Annotated in this window: 15 protein-coding genes and 1 riboswitch; of the genes, 12 read left to right on the top strand and 3 right to left on the bottom strand. The window is 70.1% G+C overall.

The window, feature by feature from the left end; translation table 11 throughout:
• Nucleotides 1-173: 173 nt before the first annotated feature.
• The 10 genes from ACGFZK_RS31910 to ACGFZK_RS31865 all read left to right on the top strand — a co-directional run bounded on the left by ACGFZK_RS31910 (nt 174) and on the right by ACGFZK_RS31865 (nt 10238).
• Nucleotides 174-764: a CDP-alcohol phosphatidyltransferase family protein gene (locus tag ACGFZK_RS31910; protein ID WP_393852320.1), complete on the top strand. Its 591-nt coding sequence runs from the start codon at nt 174-176 to the stop codon at nt 762-764.
• 97 nt (nt 765-861) lie between these two features.
• A complete protein-coding gene (locus tag ACGFZK_RS31905) occupies nt 862-3357 on the top strand; it encodes a sugar phosphate nucleotidyltransferase (protein WP_393852319.1) in 2496 nt (831 codons plus the stop codon).
• 90 nt (nt 3358-3447) lie between these two features.
• Nucleotides 3448-4356, top strand: coding sequence for a DUF881 domain-containing protein (locus tag ACGFZK_RS31900; RefSeq protein ID WP_393852318.1), 909 nt, complete (start codon nt 3448-3450; stop codon nt 4354-4356).
• Nucleotides 4353-4685, top strand: coding sequence for a small basic family protein (locus ACGFZK_RS31895; protein WP_030010496.1), 333 nt, complete (start codon nt 4353-4355; stop codon nt 4683-4685). Before ACGFZK_RS31900 ends, ACGFZK_RS31895 begins: the two co-directional genes overlap by 4 nt.
• 5 nt (nt 4686-4690) lie before the next feature.
• A complete protein-coding gene (locus tag ACGFZK_RS31890; protein ID WP_393852317.1) occupies nt 4691-5581 on the top strand; it encodes a DUF881 domain-containing protein in 891 nt (296 codons plus the stop codon).
• Nucleotides 5582-5666: 85 nt separating this feature from the next.
• Nucleotides 5667-6611 (top strand): FHA domain-containing protein, encoded by a 945-nt coding sequence (locus ACGFZK_RS31885; RefSeq protein ID WP_393852327.1) that lies wholly within the window; start codon nt 5667-5669, stop codon nt 6609-6611.
• Between the two features lie 47 nt (nt 6612-6658).
• Nucleotides 6659-7423 carry a MerR family transcriptional regulator gene (locus tag ACGFZK_RS31880; protein WP_393852316.1) on the top strand — a complete coding sequence of 255 codons (765 nt, stop codon included), beginning with the start codon at nt 6659-6661 and terminating at the stop codon, nt 7421-7423.
• 51 nt (nt 7424-7474) lie between these two features.
• Nucleotides 7475-7948, top strand: a complete 474-nt coding sequence (locus ACGFZK_RS31875; RefSeq protein ID WP_030009777.1) for a bifunctional nuclease family protein — start codon at nt 7475-7477, stop codon at nt 7946-7948.
• 180 nt (nt 7949-8128) lie between these two features.
• Complete coding sequence (locus tag ACGFZK_RS31870) at nt 8129-8767, top strand: MerR family transcriptional regulator (protein WP_393852315.1); 639 nt, start codon at nt 8129-8131, stop codon at nt 8765-8767.
• A 43-nt stretch (nt 8768-8810) separates the two neighbouring features.
• Complete coding sequence (locus ACGFZK_RS31865; protein WP_393852314.1) at nt 8811-10238, top strand: DNA polymerase IV; 1428 nt, start codon at nt 8811-8813, stop codon at nt 10236-10238.
• 102 nt (nt 10239-10340) lie between these two features.
• Here the strand turns inward: ACGFZK_RS31865 and ACGFZK_RS31860 are convergent, their stop codons facing one another.
• On the bottom strand, nt 10341-10706 hold the full coding sequence (locus tag ACGFZK_RS31860; protein WP_393852313.1) for a PRC-barrel domain-containing protein: 366 nt from the start codon (nt 10704-10706) through the stop codon (nt 10341-10343).
• A 113-nt stretch (nt 10707-10819) separates the two neighbouring features.
• Nucleotides 10820-10918: riboswitch (glycine riboswitch) on the top strand.
• Nucleotides 10919-11114: 196 nt separating this feature from the next.
• On the opposite strand from ACGFZK_RS31860, the gene gcvP reads away from it, so the two are divergent.
• Nucleotides 11115-14000, top strand: a complete 2886-nt coding sequence (gene gcvP / locus ACGFZK_RS31855) for an aminomethyl-transferring glycine dehydrogenase (RefSeq protein WP_393852312.1) — start codon at nt 11115-11117, stop codon at nt 13998-14000.
• A gap of 81 nt (nt 14001-14081) precedes the next feature.
• Here the strand turns inward: gcvP and ACGFZK_RS31850 are convergent, their stop codons facing one another.
• Entirely contained in the window at nt 14082-14270 is a 189-nt protein-coding gene (locus ACGFZK_RS31850; protein WP_030009772.1) for a DUF5999 family protein, read from the bottom strand.
• A 262-nt stretch (nt 14271-14532) separates the two neighbouring features.
• Nucleotides 14533-15153: a hypothetical protein gene (locus ACGFZK_RS31845; RefSeq protein ID WP_393852311.1), complete on the bottom strand. Its 621-nt coding sequence runs from the start codon at nt 15151-15153 to the stop codon at nt 14533-14535.
• Nucleotides 15154-15641: 488 nt separating this feature from the next.
• On the opposite strand from ACGFZK_RS31845, the gene ACGFZK_RS31840 reads away from it, so the two are divergent.
• A complete protein-coding gene (locus ACGFZK_RS31840; RefSeq protein WP_393852310.1) occupies nt 15642-17174 on the top strand; it encodes a glutamate-cysteine ligase family protein in 1533 nt (510 codons plus the stop codon).
• Nucleotides 17175-17310 lie beyond the last annotated feature (136 nt).

Genomic DNA, 17310 nt, shown 5'->3' with positions numbered 1-17310 from the left:
GGGGGACCCTGTGGGAGAGTAGGACGCCGCCGAACAATTATTGCGGAAGCCCCGCACCAGCCCTTTACGGGTTCGGTGCGGGGCTTTTCTGCGTTCAGGACACGTGTGCGGTCTCCTGTAGGGTCAGGGGGCATCGAACTACCCATTTCTACAGTCACAGTGGAGGCCCCCGGGTGGAGGTCCAGGAGACTCGGGTTCAGACTGACCGAATTTTCACCATTCCGAACATCCTGAGCATGGCTCGCCTGGCCGGCGTGCCCCTGTTCTTGTGGCTGATCCTGGCCGAGCACGACGGCTGGGCCCTGGCCGTCCTCATGCTCAGCGGGATCAGTGACTACCTCGACGGGAAGCTCGCGCGGCGCTGGAATCAGATCAGCAACCTCGGACGGCTGCTGGATCCGGCCGCGGACCGCCTCTACATCCTGTCGACGCTGTTCGGTCTGACTTATCGCGAGCTTCTGCCGCTGTGGCTCACCGGAGCGCTCATCGCGCGCGAGCTGATGTTGCTGGTGATGGTGTGGATCCTGCGCCGCCACGGCTATCCGCCGCCGCAGGTCAACTTCCTCGGCAAAGCCGCGACCTTCAACCTGATGTACGCGTTTCCCTTGCTGCTCCTCAGCGATGGCACGGGTTGGTTGGCCTGGTTGGGGTCAGTTTTCGGATGGGCGTTCGCAGGATGGGGTACAACCCTCTATTGGTGGGCAGGAATCCTTTACGTGGTTCAGGTCCGCCGTCTCGTGAAGGCGGACGCCACGGCCGATTAGCCTTGCCCGGCGCCGGATGACGCGGAGGAGTTGCGAAGTCACCGACCGTGGGTGAGGGTCGGCACGACTGTCGTCTCCCAAGGAGGACTCTTCCGACATGAAGGCCGTCGTGATGGCCGGTGGTGAGGGCACGCGTCTTCGCCCCATGACCTCGAGCATGCCCAAGCCGCTCCTGCCGGTGGCCAACCGGCCGATCATGGAGCACGTGCTCAGGCTGCTGAAGCGCCATGGGCTCAATGAGACCGTGGTCACCGTGCAGTTCCTGGCGTCACTCGTCAAGAACTATTTCGGGGATGGCGAAGAGCTCGGAATGGAGCTCACCTATGCCCACGAGGAGAAGCCACTCGGGACCGCCGGCAGCGTGAAGAATGCCGAGGAGGCCTTGAAGGACGATGCCTTCGTCGTCATTTCCGGCGATGCGCTCACCGACTTCGACCTCACCGATCTGATCCGCTTCCACAAGGAGAAGGGCGCCCTCGTCACGGTGTGCCTGACCCGGGTGCCGAATCCGCTGGAATTCGGCATCACGATCGTGGACGAGGAAGGCAAGGTCGAACGCTTCCTGGAGAAGCCGACCTGGGGCCAGGTGTTCTCGGACACCGTCAACACCGGCATCTACGTCATGGAGCCCGAGGTCTTCAATTACGTGGATCCGGACGTCTCCGTCGACTGGTCCGGCGATGTCTTCCCCCAGCTGATGAAGGAAGGCCGGCCCATCTACGGCTACGTGGCCGAGGGCTACTGGGAGGACGTGGGCACGCACGAGAGCTACGTCAAGGCACAGGCCGACGTGCTCGAGGGCAAGGTCCAGATCGAGATGGACGGCTTCGAGATCTCCCCCGGGGTGTGGATCGCCGAAGGGGCCGAGGTCAGCCCTGACGCGGTGCTGCGCGGGCCGCTGTACATCGGGGACTACGCCAAGGTCGAGGCCGGCGCGGAGATCCGTGAGCACACCGTCATCGGGTCGAACGTCGTCGTCAAGAGCGGGGCCTTCCTGCACAGAGCCGTCATCCACGACAACGTGTACATCGGGCCCCACAGCAACCTCCGCGGCTGTGTCATCGGCAAGAACACCGACATCATGCGCGCCGCCCGGATCGAGGACGGGGCCGTCATCGGTGACGAGTGCCTCGTCGGCGAGGAGTCGATCGTTCAGGGGAACGTGCGCGTCTACCCCTTCAAGACGATCGAGGCCGGTGCCTTCGTCAACACGTCGGTGATCTGGGAGTCCCGCGGACAGGCACATCTGTTCGGTGCGCGGGGAGTCTCCGGGATCCTGAACGTGGAGATCACTCCCGAGGTGGTGGTCCGGCTCGCCGGCGCCTACGCCACGACCCTGAAGAAGGGGGCGATCGTCACCACGGCCCGTGACCACTCCCGAGGCGCGAGAGCGCTCAAGCGGGCCGTGATCTCGGCACTCCAGGCCAGCGCCATCAACGTGCGCGACCTGGAGAACGTACCGCTGCCGGTGGCTCGGCAGCAGACCGCGCGCGGCAGCGCGGGCGGGATCGTACTGCGGACCTCGCCGGGTGTGCCGGACTCCGTGGACATCATGTTCCTGGACGAACGGGGAGCGGACCTCTCGCTCCAGGGGCAGCGCAAGCTGGACCGGGTGTACGCGCGCCAGGAGTACCGGCGTGCCTTCCCCGGCGAGATCGGCGACCTGCAGTTCCCGGGCAGTGTCTTCGACGCCTACACCGGCTCGCTGCTGCGGGGCGTGGACACCACCGGCATCGCGGATGCCGGCCTCAAGGTGGTCGTGGACGCCTCGAACGGAAGCGCCGGGCTCGTTCTGCCCAGCCTGCTGGGGCGGCTCGGTGTGGACGCCCTGACGATCAATCCCGGGCTCGACGAGTCCCGGCCGACGGAGACCAGGGAGTCCCGGCGGGCCGGGCTGGTGCGGCTCGGGGAGATCGTGGCCTCGGCGCGGGCGGCCTTCGGGGTGCGGTTCGACCCTGTGGGCGAGCGGATCTCGCTGGTGGACGAGCGCGGGCGGATCATCGAGGACGACCGGGCGCTTCTGGTGATGCTCGACCTGGTCGCCGCGGAGAAGCGCAGCGGCAAGGTCGCGCTGCCGGTGACCACGACGAGGGTGGCCGAGCAGGTGGCGGCCTACCACGGTACGCAGGTGGAGTGGACGACGACCTCGCCCGACGACCTGACGCGGGTGGGCCGGGCGGAGAACACCATTTTCGGCGGGGATGGCCAGGGCGGATTCATCGTTCCTGACTTCAGCAGCGTCTTCGACGGTTCGGCCGCCTTCGTCCAGCTGCTCGGGCTGGTGGCGCGTACGCAGCTCACGCTGAGCCAGATCGACGCCCGGATTCCGCGAGCGCACGTGCTCAGGCGCGACGTTTCGACGCCGTGGGCGGTGAAGGGACTCGTCATGCGGCGGGTCGTGGAGGCGGCCGGCGACCGGGAGGTGGACACCACCGACGGGGTGCGGGTGGTCGAGGCCGACGGACGGTGGGCGCTGGTCCTGCCGGACCCGGCGGAAGCCGTCACTCACCTGTGGGCCGAAGGTCCCGACGATGCCGCCGCGCAGGCCCTGCTCGACGAGTGGGCGGCCGTGGTGGAGGGCGCCGGGCACTAGCAGTCTGCGACCTCCGGCGGGCCGGGTACGGGGAGCCGGCCCGGCCCGCCGGACGGACGCATTGGGTGTGTGCGGCGCCGACATGCGACGATGTGCGGCATGTCGCAGCCGCCCCACAACCGGACTTCGGCGTCTCCTGTGCGCGCGCGCCCGGACGCTTCCATGTCGCTGCTGACGCACGTGATGGACCACAGTCTCGACGAGGGCTACGCGGAGGCCGCGGCCCGCCGCGAGGCGGACGGTACGGCGGGTCTGCCGCGCACGCTCAAGGCGAAGCTGGGGCTCGCCGCCGGGCTCGTCGTCACCGCCATGGTGGTCACGCTCGGTGCGGCCGAGGCGCGGATAGCCGCGCCGGTGCTGGCCAAGGAGCGTCAGGAACTGATCGACCGGGTGGAGCGGGCCGACGACCGTGTGCATGGCCTGGAGCGTGACATCGACCGGCTCAGGACCGATGTCGCGGCGCGCCAGCGGGCGGCGCTGAAGCAGCCCGGCGGGGGCCAGGGCGAGCTCGTGGCGCTGCTGGCGGGTGCCACGGAGGTCCATGGGCCCGGGGTCAAGCTGGTGGTGGACGACGCGAAGGGCGCCTCGTCGGGCGGCGGTGGCAAACCGCGCGAGAGCTCGGGCTTCTCGGACACCGGCCGGCTCCGTGACCGTGACATGCAGAAGATCGTCAACGGGCTGTGGCAGTCCGGGGCGGAAGCCATCTCCATCAACGGGCAGCGGCTGACGGAACTGTCGGCGATCAGAGCCGCGGGTGACGCGATACTGGTGGACAACAGACCGCTGGTGCCGCCGTACGAGGTGCTGGCGGTGGGGGACAAGAAGCGGCTCGGCACGGCCTTCCAGGACTCGGCGGACGGACAGTACCTGCACGTGCTGCAGGAGAGCTACGGGATCCGTTACACCCTGTCCCCGGCGGACGACCTGCGGCTGCCGGCCGCGTCGAGCCTGACCGTACGTACGGCTACACCAGCAGAGCAGCAGAAGGGTGCATCGTGATCGCGGTACTGGGCCTCTTGGCCGGAGTGGTGGCCGGACTTCTGGTCCGGCCCGAGGTACCGGCCGTGGTGGAGCCTTATCTGCCGATCGCCGTGGTGGCGGCGCTGGACGCGGTGTTCGGGGGGCTGCGCGCGATGCTGGACGGCATCTTCGTGGACAAGGTCTTCGTGGTGTCGTTCCTGTCGAACGTGGTCGTGGCCGCGCTGATCGTCTTCCTCGGTGACAAGCTCGGGGTCGGCTCGCAGCTGTCCACGGGTGTGGTCGTGGTCCTCGGCATCCGCATCTTCTCCAACGCCGCGGCCATCCGCCGGCACGTCTTCCGGGCGTGAGGCCGATGAGTACGAACGAAAGTCCCGAGGAGCCGGGAGCCGCGGGCGGGTCGTCGCAGCCGCCGACGCCCCCGCAGCCCCCGACGCCCCCGCAGCCCCCGAAGTCGCCGCAGCCCCCGGAGGCCACGCAGCCCGTGGCCCCCGCGGAGCCTTCCGAGGTGGCGCCCGGGCCGCCCGAGGAGACGGGCCGGCAGCGGCTCGCGGCCGGGCTGTGGCCGCCGCGGGTGAGCCGGGCCCAACTGATCGTGGCGCTGCTGCTGTTCGTCCTGGGGCTGGGTCTGGCGATCCAGGTCCGCTCCAACAGCGACTCCAGCGCGCTGCGCGGGGCCCGCCAGGAGGACCTCGTACGGATCCTCGACGAGCTCGACGGGCGGACCAAGCGCCTGGAGGACGAGAAGCAGCGGTTGGAGGACCAGCGCCGGGAGCTGGAGAGCAGCTCCAACCAGGCGGAGGAGGCCCGCAAGCAGACCGTGGAGAAGGAACGCCAACTCGGCATCCTGGCCGGTACGGTGGCAGCCCAGGGGCCGGGCATCACCCTGAAGATCACGGATCCCACGGGTCAGGTGCAGTCCGACCAGCTGCTGGACACGCTCCAGGAACTGCGGGCGGCCGGTGCCGAGGCGATCCAGATCAACGGGGTGCGCATCGTGGCGGGCTCGTACTTCTCGGACGAGAACGGCGGGGTCGCCATCGACGGTAAGAAGATCACACAACCCTACGAGTTCAGGGTGATCGGCAAGCCGCAGGATCTGGAGCCCGCGCTGAACATCCCCGGCGGTGTCGTCCAGACGCTGGAGAAGGAGCAGGCCACCGTCGCCGTCACACGGTCGGCGAAGATCGTTGTGGATGCCTTGCGGGCTGCGAAGCAGCCTGACTACGCTCGGTCGTCATCGTGATGAAGCGGAGTGGAGAGTGGAGCGGCTCACGCGGGCGGATACCTGCGGGGGGTCGGCGCACCGAAGTCGCGGTGCGTGGTGGAAACTGTCTGGTGGTTACGGACGTTGTGAGAATGTCCGGGTCGGCAGGTGTCTGCATTCGGAGTTCGTCCTGCCCCACGGGCGGGTCTGTTTCGGTCAAGGGGAATCGCCCGTGAAGTTGTTTGAGAAGTTGTTCGGCAAGAAGAACCGCGAGGAAGGCGGCGCGGCACGGCACCGCGCCGGGCGCGGGGACGTGGAAGGGCAGGGCGACCGGCCGCTCTTCCGCGACGAGGTCGCCGGCGCGGATGTTCCGGGCGCCCCCGGCGCGTCGGCCGTTGACCCTGCTGGTACCGGACGCATAGGTTTCGGTGAACCATCAACCTCAAGTGCGGGTGGAGGGTTTGCCCCCGACCCGTATGCCACCAATGCATCCGCGGGGCAGCCGCGGCGCGAGGAGCCGTCCATGTCGGCCGAGCAGATTTGCAGCAGGTGCGGGCACCGCAGCGATGCGGCCAGCCGGTTCTGCTCCAACTGTGGCGCGCCGCTGCGGGCGGGTCTGACGCCGGAGCGCGCCTCGGAGACCACGTCCACCATCTCGATCTCGGGCCTCGAGGCCTACGAGGCCGAGGTGTCGGGACAACCGCACGTGTCGTCCTCGTCGCTGTCCCCCGAGGCCCAGGCCGCGGTGGAAGCGCTGCCTCCCGGTTCCGCTCTGCTCATCGTGCGGCGCGGTCCCAACTCCGGGAGCCGCTTCCTGCTGGACGGCGAGCTGACCACGGCCGGCCGGCACCCGCAGAGCGACATCTTCCTGGACGACGTCACCGTCTCCCGGCGCCATGTCGAATTCCGCAGGAGCCAGGACGGCGGCTTCACCGTCGCCGATGTCGGCAGCCTCAACGGCACGTACGTGAACCGTGAGCCGATCGACTCCGTCGCCCTGCAGAACGGCGACGAGGTGCAGATCGGCAAGTACCGGCTGGTCTTCTACGCGAGCCTGCGGGGCATCTGACACCTTCCCCGGACTCCGTCCGGGGGGACCCCAGTAGGGAAGGTTCCATGCTGCGTACCCCGACCGGCGGTGCCCCGAGAAACGGCGCCGCCGGACCGGCCGGGCGGCTGGTGAGCATCGGCACGGTGCTCACCACGCTGCGTGACGAGTTCCCCGAAGTCACCATCTCGAAGATTCGTTTCCTGGAGGCGGAGGGGCTCGTCGAGCCCCGGCGCACACCTTCGGGATACCGCAAGTTCAGCACCGACGACGTGGAGCGGCTCGCCCGCATCCTGCGTCTGCAGCGTGACCACTACCTCCCGCTGAAGGTCATCCGCGAGCAGCTCGACGCGCTCGCACGCGGTGAGCAGATCCGTATCCCGGCGCCCACCGCGCACGGGGACGCCACCGATCCCGCCGGGCCCGCGGCCGTCTACGGCGAAGTGGGGCGGGAGCGGGCCACCGTGGCCCGGGTGGGCCGGGCGGAGCTTCTCGCGGCCGCCGACGTGGACGAGGTCCAGCTGGTCGAGTGGGAGTCGTACGGTCTGCTCGCCGAGGGCCCGGACGGCGGATTCGACGCCGAGGCGGTCACGGTGGCCCGGCTCGTGGCCGACCTGGGGCGTTTCGGACTGGAGCCGCGGCACCTGCGCGCGATGAAGGCCGCCGCGGACCGTGAGGCGGGCCTGGTGGAGCAGGTCGTGGCACCGCTGCGCAGGCACCGCAACCCGCAGACCAGGGCTCATGCGGAGGCCACCCTGAAGGAGCTGGCGGGGCTCTCCGTACGGCTCCACGAGGCGCTCGTACAGACCGCTCTGGGGGTCCGGCTGCCCTGAGGTGGGGGGCCCGACTACCCAAACCTGCCGAGCAGGTCCTAGGGTTGCTGTGTGAACGAGCTCGACGTTGTGGGTGTCCGGGTGGAAATGCCCTCCAACCAACCGATCGTGCTCCTGCGTGAAGTGGGAGGCGACCGGTACCTCCCCATCTGGATCGGTCCAGGGGAGGCGACCGCCATTGCCTTCGCGCAGCAGGGGATGGCCCCTGCCCGGCCGCTGACGCACGACCTGTTCAAGGACGTGCTGGAGGCGATCGGCGAGGAGCTCACCGAGGTCCGGATCACGGATCTGCGGGAGGGCGTCTTCTACGCGGAGCTCGTCTTCGCCAGCGGGGTCGAGGTGAGCGCGCGGCCTTCCGACGCCATAGCGCTCGCCCTGCGGACGGGGACGCCGATCTACGGCAGTGACGGCGTGCTGGACGACGCCGGAATCGCCATTCCGGACGAGCAGGAGGACGAGGTGGAGAAGTTCCGCGAGTTCCTCGACCAGATCTCGCCGGAGGACTTCGGTACCGGCCCGCAGTGAGGTGTCGGCCGCGTCGTCCCCAGGGAACTCCAGCCCATTCGATTAGCCTTTCCCCGCAAAGGGATACGGGAAACCACTCTCAGGGTGATTATCACTCGGCGTGCCGAGTGTGGCGATCGTTGACGCACCCCTGGTGACTGCCTACCTTCAAGGTGGGCAGGTCAAGGACGGAGGGTCGGCGTGAGGATCACGGGCGACGGTACGACCGGGGGCACCCCCGCACGGAGTGAGGCTGGGCCGTACCCGCTGCACGGCGGTGCGGTCGGTTCCGCGCGCCGTCAGCCGGAGTCGACGCCCGTCGGGCCGGTGAGCGGTGACCCGGAGCCCGAGCAGATCGGATACCGCGGGCCGACGGCGTGCGCCGCGGCCGGCATCACGTACCGGCAGCTCGACTACTGGGCCCGGACCGGGCTGGTGGAGCCCAGTGTGCGGGCCGTCTGCGGGTCGGGCACGCAGCGGCTCTACAGCTTCCGCGACGTCGTGGTCCTCAAGATCGTCAAGCGCTTCCTGGACACCGGGGTGGCGCTGCAGAACATCCGCACGGCGGTGCAGCACCTGCAGGACCGCGAGATCTCGGACCTCGAACGGATGACGCTGATGAGCGACGGCGCCACCGTGTACGAGTGCACCTCGCCGGACCAGGTCGTCAGCCTGCTCCAGGGCGGCCAGGGCGTCTTCGGCATCGCCGTGGGCGTGGTGTGGCGCGACGTCGAGAGCGCGCTGGCGCAGCTGCACGGCGAGCGGGTGGACACCGGCGAGACCCTGGTGCGGCACAACCCGACGGACGAGCTGGCCGCCCGCCGCAACCGGGCCGTGTGACCCGAGCCGAGGCGTTGTCAGTGGCGTAGGGCAGCATCGGGCCGTGAGAGCCGCGCCGACCATCCTGCATCTGGACATGGACGCCTTCTACGCCTCCGTCGAGCAGGCGTCGAAGCCGAGCCTGCGGGGGAAGGCCGTCATCGTCGGCGGGCTCGGGCCGCGTGGCGTCGTCGCCACGGCCTCGTACGAGGCCAGGCGGTTCGGGGTGCACTCCGCGATGCCGATGGGGCAGGCGCGGCGGCTCTGCCCGAACGGCGCGTACCTGATCCCCCGCTTCAGCCTCTACCGGCAGGTCAGCGACGTGGTGATGGCCATGCTGCGGGAACTGTCGCCGCTGGTGGAGCCGCTGAGCCTGGACGAGGCCTTCGTGGACCTGGAGGCGGGCGGGGTCGCCTTCGATTCGCAGACCGCACGGGAGACCGGGGAACGGCTGCGGGCCGACATCCGGGCCGCCACGGGGCTCAGCGGGTCGGTGGGGCTGGCCGGGTCGAAGATGCTGGCCAAGGTGGCCTCCGAGGAGGCCAAGCCGGCCGGGCTGCTGCTGATCGAACCGGGGACGGAGCGCGAGCTGCTCGCGCCGATGTCGGTGCGGACCCTGCCCGGGGTGGGGCCCGCCACGGGCGAACACCTGCGCCGGGCCGGGATCACCACGGTGGGGGAGCTGGCGGAGGCGGGGGAGGACGAGCTGGTCCGGATGGTCGGCCGCTCGGCCGGTGCCGGGCTGTACCGGATGGCGCTGGGGCTGGACGACCGGCCGGTGGTCGCGGAGCGGGACGCGAAGTCGGTGTCGGTCGAGGACACCTTCGACGTGGACCTGCACGACCGGGTACGGATCCGGGGAGAGGTGCAGCGGCTCGCCGACCGGTGCGTGCAGCGGCTGCGGGGCTCGGGGCACTCGGGGCGCACGATCGTGCTCAAGGTGCGTCGGTACGACTTCTCCACGCTGACGCGGTCCGAGACCCTGCGGGGGCCCACGGACGATCCGGGAGTGGTGCGGGAGGCCGCGGCGCGGCTGCTGGAGGGTGTGGACACCACGGGCGGGGTGCGACTGCTGGGGGTGAGCGTGACCGGGCTGGCGGACTACACGCAGGAGGACCTCTTCGCGCAGTCGCTCGCCGCTGAGCCGGACGAGGACGGGGGGGCGGCCGAGCCGGCGCCGGACGGGGGCACGGGGGCTGCTGGGGCCACCGGGGCCCAGGAGGCGGTTGAGCCGCCCGGGGAGCCGGAGCCGGCTCCCGAGCGGCGCTGGCCGGCCGGGAGCGACGTCCGGCACGCCGTGTACGGGCCCGGATGGGTGCAGGGCAGCGGGGTCGGGCGGGTGACCGTGCGGTTCGAGCAGCCCGGATCGGAGCCGGGCCGGGTGCGGACCTTCCGGGTGGACGACCCCGATCTGGAGCCGTCCGATCCGCTGCCGCTCGTGGGGGACGCACAGGAGCAGGCCGATCCGCCCGGTATCCCCGACTCGGCATAGGGGGCCTTGCCGATCAGGCCGGGCTCGCGTCACCCGGCCCGCACGCCCGCACGCCGCACCAGGCACCGCTCCCTGATCCGGCCCGACCCGACAAGACGCCCCCTAGCTCTCGTCACCCGCCAGGCGGCCGAAGTCGCGGTGGAAGTCCGAGGGGAGGGTCGTGTCCAGGCCGTAGTGGTGGTAGAGCTGCAGCTCCTGTTCGGGGGAGAGGTGGCGCCCGACACCGAAGTCCGGGGCGTCCCTGATGAGGGAGCGTTCGAAGGGCACCCGGAGGGTGTCGCCCACCAGCTCGCTCGGCTCCAGCGGGACGAAGGCGTCCCGGCTGAAGAGCCCGGTCCGGACCGCGGCCCACTCCGGGACACCTGTGGCATCGTCGAGGTAGACCTCGTCGATGGTGCCGATCTTGGTGCCATTGCGGTCGAACGCCTTGCGGCCGATCAGGCTGCGCGGATCGATGTCGGTCTGCACGGTCCCTCCAAAAGGTCGCAACTGCTCCGTAATGACTACAGAAGTGCATATCAGCAGCGGAGGCCACTCGGGGGAGGGTCCAGAACCTCGCTGGTACGCTGGTGAACGGCTGTCGACCCTGTGCGGGAGAGTCCTCCGAGTGAACGAGACGGAGGCGCCGAAGGAGCAAATCCTCCCCGGAATCTCTCAGGCATACGTACCGCACGGATGAGGCCACTCTGGAAAGCAGGTGCGGGTACCGGGCACGAAGTGCCGGTCCCCCTCCTCACCGACGGTGAAAGCCGGATCTCTCGGGAGACCCCCGTGACTCCGGTGAAACTCTCAGGTGCAGATGACAGAGGGGGAGGCCGTCCGGGTGCCCGCGCCGTGGTGCCCCTCGCAGGTCATACGACCAGGAGGCCTCCGTTCATGACCGCCAACCGCATTCCGCTCTCCCAGCTGGAGCGAGGCATCCCCTTCGAACAGCGCCACATCGGCCCGGATGCCGAGGCGCAGGCGAAGATGCTCGCCCAGGTGGGCTACGGCTCCCTGGACGAACTGACCGCCGCCGCGGTCCCGGATGTGATCAAGACCGCCGAGGGGCTCGACCTCCCGGAGGCGCTCACCGAGGCCGAGGTGCTGGCCGAGTTGCGCTCGCTCGCCGACCGTAACCAGGTCCTCTCCCCGATGATCGGTCTCGGCTACTACGGGACCTTCACCCCGCCGGTGATCCTCCGCAACGTCATGGAGAACCCGGCCTGGTACACGGCGTACACGCCGTACCAGCCGGAGATCTCCCAGGGCCGCCTCGAGGCGCTGCTGAACTTCCAGACGGTCGTCGCCGACCTGACCGGGCTGCCGACCTCGGGCGCCTCGCTGCTCGACGAGGGCACCGCGGCCGCCGAGGCCATGACGCTGGCCCGCCGCGTGGGCAAGGCCAAGGGCAACGTCTTCCTGGTGGACGCCGACGCCCTGCCGCAGACCATCGCCGTCATCGAGACCCGCGCGGAGCCGATCGGCATCGAGGTCGTGGTCGCCGACCTGTCCGCCGGCATCCCGGCCGAGATCGCCGAGCGCGGCATCTACGGCGTCCTGGTCCAGTACCCGGGTGCCTCCGGCGCCGTACGCGACATCAAGCCGCTCATCGACGAGGCGCACGGCCTCGGCGCCATCGTCGCCGTCGCCGCGGACCTGCTCGCGCTGACCCTGCTGACCTCCCCGGGCGCGCTGGGCGCGGACATCGCCGTCGGCACCACCCAGCGCTTCGGCGTCCCGATGGGCTTCGGCGGACCGCACGCCGGCTACATGGCAGTCCAGGACAAGCACGCCCGCTCGCTGCCCGGCCGCCTCGTCGGCGTCTCCGTGGACGCGGACGGCAACAAGGCGTACCGCCTGGCGCTGCAGACCCGTGAGCAGCACATCCGCCGCGAGAAGGCGACCAGCAACATCTGTACGGCGCAGGTGCTGCTCGCCGTCATGGCCGGCATGTACGCCGTCTACCACGGCCCGGACGGGCTGCGGACGATCGCCGGCCGCACCCACCGCTACGCTGCCCTGCTCGCCGCCGGTCTGACGGCCGGCGGGGTCGAGATCGTGCACGGCTCGTTCTTCGACACGATCACCGCGCGCGTTCCGGGCCGTGCGGCCGAGGTCGTCGCCGCCGCCCGCGAGGGCGGGGTCAACCTCTTCCAGGTGGACGCCGACCTCGTCTCCGTCGCCTGCGACGAGACCACCCTGCGCGCCGACGTCGAGGCCGTCTGGGCCGCCTTCGGTGTCACCGCCGACATCGAGGCGCTGGACGAGGCCACGGCCGACACCCTGCCGGAGAGCCTGCTGCGCTCGGACGCGTACCTGACGCACCCGGTCTTCCACCAGCACCGTTCCGAGACCGCGATGCTGCGCTACCTGCGCAAGCTCTCGGACAAGGACTACGCGCTGGACCGCGGCATGATCCCGCTGGGCTCCTGCACCATGAAGCTCAACGCGACCACCGAGATGGAGCCGGTGACCTGGCCCGAGTTCGGTCAGCTGCACCCCTTCGCACCGGTGGAGCAGGCCGAGGGCTACCTCACGCTCATCACCGAGCTGGAGGAACGTCTCTGCGAGGTCACGGGCTACGACAAGGTCTCCATCCAGCCCAACGCCGGCTCCCAGGGTGAGCTCGCCGGTCTGCTGGCCGTCCGCGCCTACCACCGCGCGAACGGCGACGAGCAGCGCACCATCTGCCTGATCCCGTCCTCCGCGCACGGCACCAACGCCGCCAGCGCCGTGATGGCCGGTATGAAGGTCGTCGTCGTCAAGACCGCCGACGACGGCGAGGTGGACGCGGCCGACCTGCGCGCCAAGATCGAGCAGCACCGCGACGAGCTCGCCGTCCTGATGATCACGTACCCCTCGACGCACGGTGTGTTCGAGGAGCACGTCGCCGACATCTGCGCCCAGGTGCACGAGGCGGGCGGCCAGGTCTACGTCGACGGTGCCAACCTGAACGCCCTGGTGGGCCTGGCCAAGCCGGGTCACTTCGGCGGCGACGTCTCGCACCTGAACCTGCACAAGACCTTCTGCATCCCGCACGGCGGCGGCGGCCCGGGCGTCGGCCCGGTCGGTGTCCGGGCGCACCTGGCCCCGTACCTGCCGAACCACCCGCTCCAGCCCACCGCGGGCCCGGAGACGGGTGTCGGCCCGATCTCGGCCGCTCCGTGGGGTTCGGCGGGCATCCTGCCGATCTCCTGGTCGTACGTGCGCCTCATGGGCGGCGAGGGCCTCAAGCGCGCCACCCAGGTGGCGGTGCTCGGCGCCAACTACATCGCCAAGCGCCTGGAGCCGCACTACCCGGTGCTCTACACCGGCCCGGGCAACCTGGTCGCGCACGAGTGCATCATCGACCTGCGCCCGCTGTCGAAGTCCACGGGCGTGAGCGTGGACGACATCGCCAAGCGCCTGATCGACTACGGCTTCCACGCGCCGACCATGTCCTTCCCGGTCGCCGGCACGCTGATGATCGAGCCGACGGAGTCCGAGGACCTCGCCGAGATCGACCGCTTCTGCGACGCGATGATCGCCATCCGCGGCGAGATCGAGCGGGTCGCGGGCGGCGAGTGGCCGGTGGACGACAACCCGCTGGCCAACTCCCCGCACACCGCTGCGGCGCTGGGTGGCGAGTGGAACCACCCGTACACCCGCGACGAGGCCGTCTTCCCGGGCGGGGTCACGGCCGCCGAGAAGTACTGGCCGCCGGTGCGCCGCATCGACGGTGCCTTCGGCGACCGGAACCTGGTGTGCTCCTGCCCGCCGCTGGACGAGTACGACGCCTGATATGGGTAAGGGGCCGGTCCGGGAGATTCTCCCGGACCGGCCCCTTCGTCGTTGCTCAGGCCGGTCGGCCGCCCGGGTCGCCTACGCCGCCGCGAGCGGACGGTGCGGGGCGATGATCTGGCCGTCCGGCAGCAGTTCACCGGTGTCCTCGAAGAGCAGGACGCCATTGCACAGCAGGCTCCAGCCCTGCTCCGGGTGGTTTGCCACCGGGCGTGCGGCCTCCCGGTCGGCGGATTCGGCTGACGGGCAGGCTGGCTGGTGCTGGCACATGGATGCGTTCTTTCGCTGCGGTGTGGTCTGTGTGCTACGGCTCGATGCGTGGTTCATGGCCGTCCCCCTGGGTCATCCCCGCACCCGCGGGGAGCGTGGTCCTCAGTCTTCCCCCATGACAGCTGCTTCGCAGGTATTTCCCGGCAGCTGTCCTCACAGATTGATGACGCATCACTCGTGCGGGCGGTTCAGGCCAACTCCCCTGTCATTTCGGATGGTTCGCAAGTGACCCGGGTGGACTAGGCCGAATGGGTGATTCGGGTCAGGCGGCGGGTGCGGCCAGCGAAGGAGGGGCCGGAGCCGTCGCCGGGGTCAGCCGACGGGTCAGTACGGGCAGCAGCTCGGAAACCGGATGCGGGCGGTACGCGGCGATGCCGGGCGGGGCCGGGGCGAGCGGCACCAGCAGGTCCTCACCGGCCGGCAGTCCGGCGGCCGCGTCGGCGCCCACGGCCCCGTGCAGCCACAGGGTCAGCATGTAGAGCTCCGGCACCGACAGCAGTCTCGGCTGGTAGCCCGTGGTGAGGGACTCCGCCTGGCGCAGGGCGCGTTCGGTGGCGGCGACATAGGGTCCCTCGAAGAAATGGGAGAAGACCCAGCCGTCGGCGGTCAGCCTGGTGTCGGCCGCCGCGACGTAGCGGTCCCCGCTGCGGATCAGGAACCGCCAGCCGGTGAGGCGCGTACGGGGCGGCCTGCCGCCGGCCGCGAGATTGGACATGCCCAGCCGGTCGAGGACGTGGACCGGGAGGGGGAGTTCGGCGGTCAGAGGCCCCTGGATCGCGCGCAGGGCCGGGGTGTGCGCCTCATGGACGGCGGTGGGGGAACCTAGTGCCGCGAGGACGCTGCGCAGGGCGGGCGCGGGAGCCGGAGGGACATGCAGCGGCATGGTGGGTCGCCTCTCACTTGGGAGACCGGTGGAACGGGGGCAGGTGCGGACTCGCATTCTGGGGCCAGAGGGGGGCCGAGGGGCAATGGCCGCGCGCCAACTCTCTGCCTCGTTTGCGGAGTTTATACGACATGTGTTCACGCAGTGTTTCGGCTAGCTGTCCCGCCTATTGCCGGCAAGGCGCTTACCGGACCCGCTGACATGGCATTCATGCCGGATGCGCGCGAACATGTCGCGCTGACCTCGGAGGTTACCGGACGGGGGCTCGGCTGGAAAGCGTCGGTTATCCGAACAAGGCAAAGTCGGGGCGGAATTTGCGCGAAGCGACTTGCCAGGCGAATGTGCCGAAGCGCCCTTCGGCCAAACCGGCGCGCGCTCCTCGCCACGCACGCCCCCCGCGCGTTATGGATCATGCTGCCGGGGCATCATCGACCGTAACGCGCGGCCTGGGTGCCCCGAGCCAGGCCCACTCGAGGAGGGACGCTTCGATGGGGGAGAAGATCGTGGCAGGCGGATTCGACCTGTCCGATCGGCAGCGGTATCGAAGGAAGCTCCACGAGTGTCTGGAGGGACTGGAGCGGCTCCTGGCGGAGAAGAGGTTCGATCGCCCGAAGAACATGATGGGACTGGAGATCGAGCTGAATCTGGCGGGTGCCGACGGGTTGCCGAGAATGGTGAATGCCCAGGTGCTGGAGCGAATAGCGAGCCCCGATTTCCAGACCGAACTGGGAATGTTCAATCTGGAGGTGAACGTCCTCCCGCACCGGCTCGGCGGCCGGGTATTCGACCAGCTCGCCGAGGAACTCAGCGCCGGGCTCGGCTATGCCCACCGGCAGGCCGCGGAGATCGACGCCGGGGTGGTGATGATCGGTATTCTGCCGACGATCTCCCGCGCCGACCTCGTGACCGCGAACCTCTCTGCGGTGGACCGCTACTCGCTGCTCAACGAGCAGATCCTGATGATGCGCGGGGAGGACTTCACGCTCGACATCGACGGCGTCGAGCGGCTGATCTGGACCTCCGGGTCGATCGTGCCGGAGGCCGCCTGCACCTCCGTACAACTGCACCTGCAGGTGACCCCGGCCCGGTTCTCGGCGGTGTGGAACGCGGCGCAGGCGGTGGCCGCCGCACAGATCGCCGTCGGCGCCAACTCGCCCTTCCTGTTCGGGCGTGAGCTGTGGCGGGAGTCGCGGCCGCCGCTGTTCACGCAGGCCACCGACACCCGGCCGCCCGAACTCCAGGCGCAGGGGGTGCGGCCGCGCACCTGGTTCGGGGAGCGGTGGGTGGACTCGGCGTACGAGCTCTTCGCCGAGAACGTCCGCTACTTCCCCGCCCTGTTGCCGATATGCGACGAGGAGGAGCCGCTGCGGGTGCTCGCCGAGGGCGGGGTGCCGGGGCTGCAGGAGCTGGTGCTGCACAACGGCACCGTCTACCGGTGGAACCGGCCCGTCTACGGGGTCGCCGACGGGGTGCCGCACCTGCGGGTGGAGAACCGGGTCCTGCCGGCCGGGCCCACGGTCGCCGATGTCGTCGCCAACGCCGCCTTCTACTACGGGCTCGTACGCACCCTCGCGGACGAACCGCGCCCGGTGTGGACCCGGCTGCCCTTCGCCGAGGCGGAGGCGAACTTCGACGCGGCCTGCCGGTACGGGATCGACGCGCGGCTGCGCTGGCCGCGCCGGGGCCGGGCCGGAGGACTGGCGAGCGTGCCCGCCGTACGGCTGGTGCTGGACGAGCTGCTGCCCATGGCGGCGGCGGGGCTGGACGCCTGGGGCATCGAGCCCGCGGACCGGGACCACTACCTCGGCATCATCGAGGAGCGCTGCCGGCGCCGGGTGAACGGGGCGACCTGGCAGGTGGACACCTACCACCGGGCGCTCGCCACCGGGCTGGAGCGGGACGAGGCACTGGCCGCGACGACCCGCAGGTACAGCGAGCTCATGCACAAGGGCGACCCCGTGCACACCTGGCCCGTCGGGCTCACGGAGGAGGTGAGTGCCTCGGTGCCCGTCGTGCGCTGATCCGCGGGGCACGGCCCTGACGCCTGCCCGCCGCCCGACCGACGCCGTCCGGCGATCCCGGTGACGGCCCCGCAGTGATCCTCCCGGTCCGCCGAGGAGGCAGTATGGGGTCGTCGCAAACGGGATGGCAGGACGG

It is taken from the genome of Streptomyces sp. NPDC048257, assembly GCF_043201855.1.
Lineage (GTDB): Bacteria > Actinomycetota > Actinomycetes > Streptomycetales > Streptomycetaceae > Streptomyces.
The sequence above is the reverse complement of the archived record's forward strand: the minus strand, read 5'-3'. Positions and strand labels throughout refer to the sequence as shown.